The sequence below is a fragment of the Maribacter sp. 2-571 genome, assembly GCF_050589625.1.
GTDB lineage: Bacteria > Bacteroidota > Bacteroidia > Flavobacteriales > Flavobacteriaceae > Pelagihabitans.
The window spans coordinates 157,592-170,014 of the sequence record NZ_JBNGOP010000005.1 but is presented as its reverse complement, the minus strand read 5'-3'; the positions used below and the strand labels follow the sequence as shown (position 1 = coordinate 170,014).

Annotated in this window: 9 protein-coding genes; 4 read left to right on the top strand and 5 right to left on the bottom strand. The window is 45.4% G+C overall.

Features of this window, described 5'->3' with window-relative positions; translation table 11 throughout:
• Window positions 1-4: 4 nt before the first annotated feature.
• Together ACRD7P_RS05850 and ACRD7P_RS05845 are read right to left on the bottom strand one after the other, a co-directional pair.
• Window positions 5-346 carry a DUF6249 domain-containing protein gene (locus ACRD7P_RS05850; protein ID WP_430906581.1) on the bottom strand — a complete coding sequence of 114 codons (342 nt, stop codon included), beginning with the start codon at window positions 344-346 and terminating at the stop codon, window positions 5-7.
• Between the two features lie 305 nt (window positions 347-651).
• Entirely contained in the window at window positions 652-1,551 is a 900-nt protein-coding gene (locus ACRD7P_RS05845; protein ID WP_430906580.1) for a LysR family transcriptional regulator, read from the bottom strand.
• Window positions 1,552-1,685: 134 nt separating this feature from the next.
• Here ACRD7P_RS05845 and ACRD7P_RS05840 point away from each other — a divergent pair, with 134 nt between their 5' ends.
• Window positions 1,686-2,078 (top strand): rhodanese-like domain-containing protein, encoded by a 393-nt coding sequence (locus ACRD7P_RS05840; RefSeq protein ID WP_430906579.1) that lies wholly within the window; start codon window positions 1,686-1,688, stop codon window positions 2,076-2,078.
• A gap of 146 nt (window positions 2,079-2,224) precedes the next feature.
• Complete coding sequence (locus tag ACRD7P_RS05835; protein WP_430906578.1) at window positions 2,225-2,677, top strand: GNAT family N-acetyltransferase; 453 nt, start codon at window positions 2,225-2,227, stop codon at window positions 2,675-2,677.
• Here ACRD7P_RS05835 and ACRD7P_RS05830 read toward each other — a convergent pair.
• Window positions 2,674-3,291, bottom strand: coding sequence for a class I SAM-dependent methyltransferase (locus tag ACRD7P_RS05830; RefSeq protein ID WP_430906577.1), 618 nt, complete (start codon window positions 3,289-3,291; stop codon window positions 2,674-2,676). The genes ACRD7P_RS05835 and ACRD7P_RS05830 overlap by 4 nt on opposite strands.
• A 519-nt stretch (window positions 3,292-3,810) precedes the next feature.
• Here ACRD7P_RS05830 and ACRD7P_RS05825 point away from each other — a divergent pair.
• A complete protein-coding gene (locus ACRD7P_RS05825) occupies window positions 3,811-5,100 on the top strand; it encodes a hypothetical protein (protein WP_430906576.1) in 1,290 nt (429 codons plus the stop codon).
• 448 nt (window positions 5,101-5,548) lie between these two features.
• Here the strand turns inward: ACRD7P_RS05825 and ACRD7P_RS05820 are convergent, their stop codons facing one another.
• Complete coding sequence (locus ACRD7P_RS05820; RefSeq protein ID WP_430906575.1) at window positions 5,549-7,033, bottom strand: DUF1501 domain-containing protein; 1,485 nt, start codon at window positions 7,031-7,033, stop codon at window positions 5,549-5,551.
• A 3-nt stretch (window positions 7,034-7,036) separates the two neighbouring features.
• The gene (locus ACRD7P_RS05815; RefSeq protein WP_430906574.1) at window positions 7,037-10,321 is read right to left on the bottom strand and encodes a DUF1553 domain-containing protein; all 3,285 of its coding nucleotides are present in this window, start codon (window positions 10,319-10,321) and stop codon (window positions 7,037-7,039) included.
• Window positions 10,322-10,961: 640 nt separating this feature from the next.
• Between ACRD7P_RS05815 and ACRD7P_RS05810 the strand changes: the two genes are divergently transcribed.
• Window positions 10,962-12,404: a S41 family peptidase gene (locus ACRD7P_RS05810; RefSeq protein ID WP_430906573.1), complete on the top strand. Its 1,443-nt coding sequence runs from the start codon at window positions 10,962-10,964 to the stop codon at window positions 12,402-12,404.
• The last annotated feature ends 19 nt before the right edge of the window (window positions 12,405-12,423 follow it).

The following is a 12,423-nucleotide window of genomic DNA, read 5'->3' as shown; positions in this document are numbered from 1 at the left end:
CGTCTTAATTATTGCGTTGCAACTTTTTTGACCAGAAAAACGAGGCAATCAAACCGATACCTCCAAAAAGCAGCATAAAAGAAGGATAGAAAACAACTTCGTCAATTTGAAATGTCTTTTCAACAAAATGGGCCGAAAGCAAGCCGATGGCGATCCCGACCATGAACATTCCCAATTTTAATATCAGATACTGTGCGCTGTTCGGCGATGAGGCGGTATCGATCCCTTTTTCAATTTTCGCCATACGCTCTAAATGTGAAGCTTTTATAAACGTATAAATCGTGTAGCCGGCAGCGGCGAACAATACGATCAACACGATTCCCGGGCCAAAAATAAAATCATTCATAATTCTTGTTTTTAAAAGATTACACTTGTAGGATTGATCAAATGAAAAAAAGGTTACACTTTTTTGATTTTTTTTGAAAAGCTTAAAAGCATACCTCGGTCCGTGATAATGCAGTTGTCATGAATTTCCCCAGTACCGTTCGTCGCACCAACAATACCGCCATCCGGTTTAAACCACGGACCGATTGCCGGACCAGGGCGTGTTCAAACCCTTAAACGGTTACTGTTGGCTTTGCAAGGGAAGTCGACGAGACCACGAGCATCCAAATCGTGATCCACATATTGCCCAAATCATTGGAGCGTTTTTTAAAGTGCCTCCTTTACGGCAAAGGTTTCCCCGAAATTGGAGATAAAATCGTTCAAGTATTTCTTATGCTTGTCTTCCGATCTGAATACTACGTAATGGGTTCGTTTCAAACCACTTTTACCGATAGGCACAAATAACAGGTCCGAAGCAATTTTAAACGAGCGCAATGCCCATTTTGGCATACACATTATACCCATATTTGCGGCCACCATTTCTAATGCCACTTCTGTAAGTGGAATGGCCGAAACCTTTTGCGGGGTGCAGGCATGATGTTTTAGGAATTGCTCATATACGGAAACGGTTTCCAACGGATACGAATGGATGATCAAATGTATTTTGGAGAAGTCCCGTGCCTCTAAAAAGGCCTTTCCCGCCAGGTGATTTTCTTTATGGATCAGTGCAAATAGTTCATCCTCATATACCATTACACTGGAGAGTGTTTTGTCCGTCGGTTTTTTGGTAACGATGGCAATATCAATTTCCTTGGATACTACTTTTGCAACGGGCCGGTGTGTTGCCTCTAAGATCAATGCCACATCCATACCGGGATACAACAGTCCCATTTTTTGGACAAATCCCGGTAGTCCCTGATAAAAGCTATAGCACTCCGTGCTTACCTTAACACTTCCTACCGTACCTTTTCGCAACCGTTCGATCGTTGCAAAACCTTTTTCAATACGCTCCAAAAGCACATTTCCCAAAAGATACAGTTCCCGACCCTCCTCTGTTAACTCCCATCGATTGCGCTTGCGATAAAAGACCTTAAAACCCAAACGCTGCTCCAAATCCTTGAGTTGGTGGCTCAAGGCGGACTGGGTCAAAAAAAGTTTGTCGGCAGAATTGGCAATACTGCCCTCTTCCGTAATGGTCTTTATCAATCTAAAATACTTTAATTCCATACTTTATAAAGATACTGTTTTGACAAACCACCAAAACTGAAAAATATTCAGCCTCACCTTAAAAAGGCTCATATTTTCCTTTTGTCACCAAGGCATTGGACGAACTACTTTAGCTTGCCTAAAACATACGTCTTATGAAAAAACAAATTGAATTCTACGAAAACAAATTAGCCTATCAAATGGACCCATCGGACCTGTGGGATGCCTTGGAAAACGAGGAGAGCGTTGTAGCATTGGATACCAGAAAAGCGTTCGGGTTCGAAAAAGAGCATATCCCTACGGCCATTAACCTGCCGCACCGGGAAATGAATACGGAAAACACCGCGCATCTTGATCCCTCAAAAACGTATGTGTGCTATTGTGATGGTATAGGCTGCAATGCGTCCACAAAAGGGGCATTGCAAATGGCAAAACTTGGTTTTAAGGTAAAAGAGTTGGTCGGAGGTCTCGAATGGTGGAAATTTGATGGGTACGCCACGGAAGGAACGGCACCTACCGGAGGCTCCATAATGAGTTGTGCATGCTGAACCCCTTGGGAACTATAACAGACAGGGAAAGGTACGATTGACATTTGGAAACAGTGTTTACTTTTATCGTACTTTGACCTGTATTTTATACCGTTTTAAAGGTTAAGTAATACAATACCCTTAAGAAACCCCAAAAATCCCTTATCATGGATATCCGATATGCCCAAAAAAAAGACTTGACAGAAATTGTGGCCCTCTGTCGGGCGCATGCGCTTTTTGAACGGGCGTCGTACGACCCAACAAACAAATCTACCTTATTGGCCGATGCCCTTTTTGGGAACGAACCCCGCTTAAGATGTTTGGTTTTGGAAGAAGAAAACCGGTTAATGGGCTATGCGACCTTTATCAAACAGTTTTCCACTTGGGATGCTGCGTACTATATGTATCTGGATTGCCTATTTTTAAGGGAATCTTCAAGGGGAAAAGGTTGGGGAAGCCTTTTGATGGACAGGGTACTTACCATTGCAAAAAAAGAAAATTGCTCCAGCATGCAATGGCAAACGCCCGATTTCAATTCCAACGCAATCGCTTTTTATCAAAAATTGGGTGCTACATCAAAGACAAAAGAAAGGTTTGAACTCACAATTCCAAATCTTTAGAACATTTGGTAGTATGTGGTTACGATACGACCTCCGTATTTTTCGGGAACTAAAGACAACAACCGTTTTTCCTTTTTGGGTCGCAAACGGAACGGTTCGGACGTCAGTACCAATCCGCTATTCTTTTTCAATCGCGTACCCTGACCGGAAATAATATCCGTATTGGGTACAAAAGTTCCCTCGGGAATATGTTCCGTTAAAACAACATGCTTATAGCGGACCAGTTTGGCGACTACCTGGGCCACTTCGGCATTTGATAAATGCTGCAACACCTGTCGTAACACAGCGCAATCAGCAGATGGCAAGGGGTCCGTTGCGATATCCGCACACCGAAAGCTTACCTTAACATCTTTGAATTTTTCGGTATTGTAGGCAATCAACGAGGGTACAATATCTACCGCGGTATAGGTCGCCGTATAAGGAACAAATGCCCGTCCGATGTTAAAATCGCCACATCCCAGATCACAAACACGCAACAAGGGTTTAAAAGCACTAAAAAAAGAGACCATACAATGGATATAGGGGTCGATTATTTCTGGAGCATGAGAGCCGTCGCCCGAATAAAAGATATGCTCCTTACCACCCCAAAGATGCTTTTGGTATATCTGTTCCATAGCTTTTTTAGTGGGCCATGGGGTTTTACAGGGGTTTTGCTTCCCTTTCTTTATCATCTAACGTCGCTCCTTAGTGTTCCGAAAAATACGAAAACCGCTATTGCGTATCATTACGGACAACCTTTATAACAATTTACCGTTACGGTTATGGAGGTATTAAACCCGCTTTATGCATTAGAAAATCTATTACAGCTTCCAGCTACTTCAAAATATGGTGCTACGCTACATTTTTAAATGTAACGGTAGCCCCGAAGTTTCGGGGCTATGCTTACATTCATAAAATGTCATATTTTATCGCAGCTAAAAGCTTCATTACGAAGTTCTAATGCATAATCCGGGTTAAACTAGGACATCAATAACGAAATTGCTTTTTTGATATACGGACTCCACAAGGGTTTTGCATCCCCACAGCACGGAAAATGCATGCAAGAAAAGCAAATGGACAATGAACGAGGAGATTGGTTCCTTTTGAACTAATACCATTTTAACTTTGAATTAGATTATAAAATCGAGTAACAGATGAAAATCGTATTCCATATTGCCTTTTTAGCCATCTTATGCAATCTAACAGGTTGTAAGGAAGCACCGGAAAATAAAAAAAACGTACTAGTGGGGACACTTCCGACGGTAGGAACAGCGGTAAAAACCCCGACCGATGGAGATACCCCAACGACAACTACAAAAACACAAGAACCTGTTACGGCATACTTTGTCAGTGCACCTTCCGGCCTTAATTATAGGGCGAGCCCAAACGGGGAAATACTGGGCACCTTTCCGTTGAATACCAAAGTGATTCCTGTATTAAAAACGGATATTGCAATACGCGTAAAGGACAATGGAAAAGTAATAAAAGGGACGTGGCTGGGCGTTCAAAAACAACAGGACACGGTGTATGTTTTTAGCGGCTTTTTGTCCAAAACATATACCTTCGAAAACCTCGACATTTACTATGCTAGCCCTTACTACGCATATGAGAAGGACATACGGCAAGGTTTTGTTAACCTATCCGAAAGGCATTCTTGGAACTATGATGAGGAAGGCCCCACCCTAATTCCCGAACACCTTTTGGGAAAGGACACCATAGTCTTTGACGACAGATTAAAATCGAGATTTCTGAAGCGCATGCGCATATCGGAAAAGGATACGGTTTTCCTCTTCAATCTACAAGCGGATAGCATTACCAAGTTCCCGGTAAAAGAACTCTCCGTAATGGCGGCCGTAAACATCTACGCCTCGGGAAGTAATACCTTGGAAGCCTACGAATATGAAATAGGGTTCAATTTGGAGAAAAAACACCGTAGTAGTGGTCATACCTTTGCTTATATCGGACTGGCAAACCCCTTTCAAACCGGTAATGTTGTGCCCATGATATGGAAAGAAATCCCAAGTACGGACCTGCCCAAAAAGTTCGATTCAAAAATAATTCCCGACCATCGTAAAGCATGGCTTTCAGGAGCGGAGCCCAAACAGCTCTATCGGTTCAGCTCCGATTCCGTCGATTTTCATGTCCAAAATTTGGAAAAAAACGGACAGCTGGGATATCGCTATTTGGTGATGGTCGACAGATCCACCGGGGCGCTATTGGGAGAAAGCGTTCAAATGGAATCGGAAGGTACCTATCTGGTGCCATTGGCGACAAAAGCGACGGATAGAGAGGACTTTGGCTATGGACAATGGACCGGAAAAATCTTTAAAAACAAACCACCCATGTATTATGGTTTTACAAGCCATAGTTTTGGCTGCCAGAGTATTCGTTTTGTCGACCAAAAGGAGCCTTCCATTCGCATACAGTGCGACAACCGACATTGACACCGCTACTAAACCGGATTTTTGTAGAATCGAAAACTAAAATACAAGCACCGCATTGGCTACGAACTTATTTTGTGTTGAGACACACGGGAAAAAGAACAGTTTTAAAAGTATAATTTGACATCAGAGCTGGTATGCCAAACAGTCCTATTCTAAAATGAACGCTGTAAATCAGTGGTTTATCATTTCATTTGGCCTTACGTTCATTTCTTTCGCTTGTCCAAAAGAAACGGAACCAAAGAAAAACTATCCGTCAGCTGACACGTGGGCGTTCTAAATCGAACCCACGCTATTTACCTCAACTTCAGAAACTATAGATCATGACTTCCTCCGATGATCTCTAATTCGGGATTGCTTTCCTTTAGGCTTTTTATCGCTTGAGAAGCGGCAAGGGAAGTTTTGCCCATAAAGGCCCTTCTTGTCGTTTTCATAATAGTTGTTGTTTCCGTTAGGCAAGAATATCTTTTACGACATGCCCGTGCACATCGGTCAAACGATACCGTCTTCCCTGATGTTTGAAGACCAGTTGCTCATGATCGATACCCAATTGATGCAACAAGGTGGCTTGAAAATCGTGGACATGTACCGGATTCTCCACGATGTTATATCCAAAATCATCGGTTTTTCCGTACACCACACCCGGTTTAATGCCACCACCGGCCATCCAAGAGCTAAAACTTCTGGGATGATGGTCGCGCCCGTAGTTGTCCTTGGTCAGTTTCCCTTGGGAAAAACTGGTGCGCCCGAATTCACCGCCCCAAATGACCAAGGTGTCTTCCAATAGTCCACGTTGCTTTAAATCTTTCACCAGGGCGGCGGAAGGCTGATCGGAAGATTTTGCCATTTCCTGTATTTGGGAGGGTAAATTGCCATGTTGGTCCCATCCCATATGATAAAGTTGAATGAAGCTGACGTCCCTTTCGGCAAGTCTCCTTGCCATCAAACAATTGTAGGCATAGGTTCCGGGAATACGGGAATCGGGCCCGTACATATCAAAAATATAGTCCGGCTCATCGGAAAGGTCCGCTATTTCGGGAACGCTGCTCTGCATGCGATAGGCCATCTCATATTGGCTGATCTTGGAATCGATTTCGGGGTCGCCCCATACTTTTTTCTGTTCGGCCTCCAGTTCCGCCAAATAGTCGAGTTCCGACCTACGCCGATCGCGGTCGATCCCCTCGGGATTGCTGAGATACAATACGGGATCGGCACCGGAACGAAATCGCACGCCTTGATGGTGGGACGGCAAAAAACCACTGTTCCATGCCTGCATATTCAAATTTTGGGCACTGCTCTTGCCCCTGGACAGCATAACGATGAACGAAGGCAGGTTTTTATTGGCGCTGCCCAACCCGTAACTCATCCAAGATCCTATGCTTGGCCGGCCTACTTGTTGCGAACCGGTCTGCATAAAAATAACGGCCGGTTCATGGTTGATGGCGTCCGTATGCATCGAGTTGATCATACAGATGTCTTCCGAGATTTCCGAAGTATACTTCATCAGTTCACTAAAATAGCCTCCCGTCGTAGGGTGCTTTTTAAAGTCGACGAACGATCCGACCAAGGGAAAACTGGCCTGTGCGGCCAACATTCCTGAAAGCCGTTGTTCCCCTCGTACCGAATCCGGGATTTCTTGTCCCCAATATTTGTTCAATGCCGGTTTATAGTCGTAAAGTTCAAACTGGCTAGGTCCGCCGCTTTGAAAAAGATAGATGACCCTTTTGGCCTTGGGTACATGATGCAGCCCCGAAAGTGCCCCTCCATTGTCCGACAAAGAGGTGATCAACTTGGGTTTGGGAGGTGCGGCGATTATATCCGGAAACAGCAGGCTGCCCAGGGCCAGACTTCCCAATCCCTTGCTTGTGGTCCGTAAAAAATCCCTTCTGGTGCGCAGGTATTCCGCTTGTTTGATATCCTTTTCGTACTTCTTCATATCCTAATTTTTGTAATACCCTTCGGTAGAGTTCAAAATCGTATTGGCCACCCGCGCCAATGCCGCTGTCTGCGTTAAGGGAATTTCACCGTTCGGTTTTTTGGTTCCGATACTTAAAAAGCCGCGCATTTCTTCCGGGGCCGTATCGAAATAGGTTTTTTCTTCCCGGTATTGCCGTAGCAGGATTTCCTTTTCCGCCGGTTTGGGAGAACGGCCTATAAGCGAAAGAAAAAGTCGGTCTACCGCCTTAACGGGCTCCAAGGAGGTCTCCACCAACATTTTTTCGGAAAGCACCCGACAGGCCTCAATGATTTGTGGGCTGTTCAACAATACCAATGCTTGTAAAGGCGTATTGCTTCGTAACCGTTTTACCTGACACTCGCTGCGGTTGGCCGCATCAAAGACCAGCATACTCGGTGCCGGGGCATTTCGCTTCCAAAAGGTATACAGGCTGCGGCGGTAAAGCCCCTCATCATAATCGATTTCGTATCCGGGGAAGAAGGAGTGTGAGATGGTTTCCCTCCATAGACCGTCAGGCTGGTAGGGAAAAACGGACTTCCCTCCTATTTCCTCTTTTAAAAGTCCGCTGGCGGCAAGAACATTGTCCCGTACCATTTCGGCGGACCGTCGATAGCGTGGACTTCTTGCCAGTAATTTGTTATCGGGGTCGATTTCTTGTAAATCGTTACGGACTTTGGAGGATTGTTTATAGGTTGCCGAGGTAACCATCTGTTTGATCAGTCGTTTAACGTTCCATCCGTTTTCGATAAAATCCACCGCAAGCCAGTCCAACAATTCCGGATGGGTGGGCAATGCCCCCTGGTTTCCAAAATCTTCATTGGTTTCCACAAGTCCACGGCCGAACATCAGATACCACATTTGGTTGACCGCTACCCTGGCGGTAAGTGGATTTTCATCATGGGTCAACCATTTCCCCAATCCATACCTGTTTTTAGGAAGGTCTTCCGGCCATGGTAAAATGGATTCCGGAACATCACGGGATACCTGTTCGGTAGGCGAGTCGTAGGCGCCACGATCCAAAATATAGGTTGGTCGTTCCTGTTCATAATCGCCCATTACCATGATTTCTTGTATGGTGTCTATCGTTTGCACATCGCGCAGGCGGATCTGTCGCAGCGACTCCCGTTCCGTTTGCAGCTCGTCGCTCATGTGAAGGGCATAAAACTCGTCCAGGGCCTTCGATTTTTGGGATACGGCCGTTTCAAAAGCTTTTTTTCCCTTTGCCTCATCGAACAAATATTGCGCAAAAAGCGCTCCGCCTTCTTTGTTCAGTATCCGAAGTTCATCTATAAATCCTTTACTAAATCCCTTATCATAGTGGCTGGCACCCAAAACGAGACCGTTATAGTGTTCATACAATAAAGCATCGGAGTCGGCATATGGTTTCGCGGATCTATAGATATGGTTTCTAAGAACATCCACATCGGTAGGTTGCCCGTCACGGTACACTTTCATCCGTTTCGCATTGCTGGAACCATCGTAGGTCCAGGTGAAATGTTGCCATTCGTTGAGTGGAAGTGCCTCTTTCATTCGCACCGTTAGCGATTGAAAAGGATAAGCATGGTTCAAACGGAACGATACCCGGGTACTGTCGAGTACGACCTCCCATCCTCGATAACCCTGGTTACGGCTATTGCCATTAAAAAGCACACGGGCCTCATCAAATTCTTCCGGTACCTTTATCCAAAAGCTTACCGTAAAGGGGTCGACCCTTTCAAAACTGACCCTGCTGCCGTCGGCGACCAACTGGCCCTCCTTATACTCCAGCGCGGACCCTTTTTTACCAGGAACAATTTCATGCCCCTTGTAGGTCGCATTTTTCGAACCTTTTGCAAAATCTTTACAAACACCATTGGCCGTCTGTTCGAAGGTCAGGTTGACTACGGTAGCTTGGTCGACTGCCTTTTCCAAAACCGTAGGGGAAGGATCGGAGCCTGCCCAACTGGCCGCTTGTTCGCTTACCGTTTTTATTCGTTTTTCGATTTCGGAGGACTTGGCCTCCGCCTCCCTGGCGATAAAATCCCTTATTTTGGCAACATCTTCATCGGGCACGGGCATTACCGGGCCTGCGTTCATGGACCGTTCGGGTGCGATACCCTGCCCATTTTCGATACTGTTCTGAGCAAACATGCCGTTCCCCATTTCTACGGTGCTATTAAAGAATCCGAAGAGCTCAAAATAATTCTTTTGGGATATGGGATCGTACTTATGGTCGTGACAGCGCGCACAGGCCACGGTCAATCCCATAAAAGCGGCACCGACGGTATTTGTACGGTCGGATACATAGTCTACCCGAAACTCTTCGGCAATGGCGCCTCCCTCGGAATTTTGTTTGTGTAAACGATTAAACGCCGTGGCCAAACGTTGCTCCGGCCGGGCATTTGGTATTTGGTCCCCACCAACCTGCCAAAGCACAAAATCATCATAGGGCAAGTTCTTGTTGTAGGCATCGATCACCCAGTCCCTGTAAGGCCACATCTCATGGTGAAAATCGTCCAAATATCCCTCGCTATCGGCAAAACGCGCCACATCCAACCAGTGGGAAGCCATTCGTTCGCCATAGGCGGAGGATGCCAAAAGTTTGTCCACCAATTTGGTATAATACTCGGGGTCGTCATCGTTAATGATCCGTTCTATCTCCTCAATAGCGGGAGGAAGACCGGTCAGATCAAAAAACAACCGACGGACCAGTACTTCCCGTTCCGACATTTCGGAAGGGGCAATGTCCTTTTCTTCCAATTTAGCCGCTACAAAACGATCTATAGTATTGTTGGCCCAACCTTCCCCAGCCTCTGGTACTTCACCTTTTTCAGGTTTTGTAAATGCCCAGTGCGGTTTGTATTCCGCCCCTTGTTCGATCCATTTTGTGATGTAGGCGATCTCTTCGGCGCTCAAGACCAAATTGGACTCCGGGGGCGGCATCAATCGATCGGGATCTTCGGTGACCATACGATGATAGACCTCACTTTTACCTAGATTTCCCGGCGCTATGGCAACACCCGAACCGGAGCTTAAGGCCGCATAGGCCCCTTCCGCATTGTCCAATCTTAAATCGGCCTTTTGATTGTTCTTGTCGGGCCCATGACAGACATAACAGCGATCGGACAAAATAGGCTTTATATGGTAATTGAAATCGATGACTTCGGGCAGGTCGCTTTCGGCCAACACTACCTCCTTTGGCTTATCGACCCCGCAGCTTGCCATCATAAAAATAACGGGCAAAAAAACGTAGGTACGTTTCAAAAGGTCTAGGAGACTGCTATACATGGTTTAAATATTAGACTAGTACTTTGTGAATATAGTTAATTACCGCACTCATAAGGTGTTACTGCATATAAAATACGAAAAAATGAAAATATCCTAAGCTTTTCTGTCTGATAACGTTAGTCCTTATAAACCATAAACCGATTTTAGGTCATACGCATACGTCCTATTCAATGCACTCATGAATACCGATAAAAGCCTATAATCCGTTCTTTTGAAAACGTAGGCCCGAAATATAAGGAGGCGGGGGCGGATACTCCTTTCGAACACCATATCCTAAAAAGACAATTCCAGAAACCCATTTTGCATGTAAACTATAGTTCAATGATTTGTTTATTGCTGTCATAGATGGTATGATCTTCCAACGGAAAAATCCCGCCCTCAGCATTGGGCAGGTGTTTCTCAAAAAGTCCGACAGGTTGAACATTGCGTTGGTCCATAATTAGGACTGCAATGCTTTTTACAAGATTTTGATATAGCAAAGGCAAAATGTGTTTTTAAGATTTTGGACCTAGTACAGGCCAACGTTAAAGAACTTGCCCTTGCGGAAACGCTGGAGAACGAAACTGGGCATATAGATCCTGTATTTACCGGTCTACTGTAACAGTTTGCCACCAGGATACTCTTTATCTAAAACCAGAAAATGAAACCCTTCTTGATCGCCCTATCGTTGCTGACGCTAATACTCTCTTGTAATCCGACCACCCCTAAATCCCCATCACTGAACGGCACCTGGGAATCCATAGGCTCCGGTTGGACACTTGAAATCCGCGACAGCACCTCTTACTCGCTTTATGACGTCACCCCTATCGCTACCGTTTTAAACAAGGAAGCCCCCTTGTCCGAACTTATGGACGCTATTACACTGATGGGCGATACCCTTTTATTAAAAAAAGGAGTGATGACCTATACCTTCATACGCGCTGAGGATACCATTGGGTATGACCAAGAGGATATTTCCAAAGAACGGCAACAAGACCCCTTATACAATTTTGATGTGTTTGCCGAAACCGTAAAAGAGCACTATGCCTTCATGGACCTCAACCAACTAAACTGGAAGAAAATAGTGACGGAACAACGCCAAAAACTGGTCAAAAACCCGACCGATCTTTATCTTTATCAGGTTATTGAGGAAACCTTAGCGATACTGCACGACAACCATGGTTTTATTGAAGCGGATGCATCGGTAGCCCGTCAGCTGGACTCCATTGCGGCAATCGAAGAGATTGAGCAGGAAACCGTAAACGAACTTGGCGATTTTCAAGTCGCCGATAAGGTGGCAGCGCATCATCTTGTTACCGACATGACCAAAGATTCCTGGTTGCTCAAATGGGGCGATATGGGCAACGATATCGGGTACATACAGGTAAAGGCCATGTGGCTTTATGCCAAATTGGACATTCCGAAAACCCGTATCGATTCTCTTGGATTTGTTGATGCCTATGTGGAAACCTTTCATCAGATGGACGCCGGCCGCTATATCGATCTTGAGGTTACCGCCGTGCGCAGCATTATGGATCGGGTGATGGCCGACCTAAAAAGTACCAAAACGATCGTTGTCGACCTTAGGTTCAATGGCGGCGGACAAGATGCCGTAAACTTCGAAATACTGAAACGGTTCAATGATACCGAGCGGCAGGTGGTATCCACCAAGCTCAAACACCGGGAAGGATACACCAATCCTGCACCCTTATATTTGGAAGCCTCCGAAAACCCCTATAAAAAACCGGTTTATGTCCTTACTTCCAAACAGACCGGAAGTGCGGCCGAAGCCTTCGCAATCGGTTCCATCGCCCTGCCCAATATCAAAAGAATCGGTACGCCTACACAGGGCGCTTTGTCCACTGCCCTTGAGAAAAAACTTCCGAACGGATGGTATTTTGCCATTTCGAACGAAGTGTATATGGATGTAAATGGAAACTCCTATGAAAACATTGGTGTGCCGGTATCCTACTCTGTCCCGTATGCTTGGGACCGACAAACCTTTTTCCACGAGGTGGCCGATAATCTTGAGGCCGATAAAATGGCTATTTTGATGGCGATAGCGGCATTGGAAAAAAATAAACTTCGTACTTTAAAGCTTTAAAGGGATACCATAAATATTT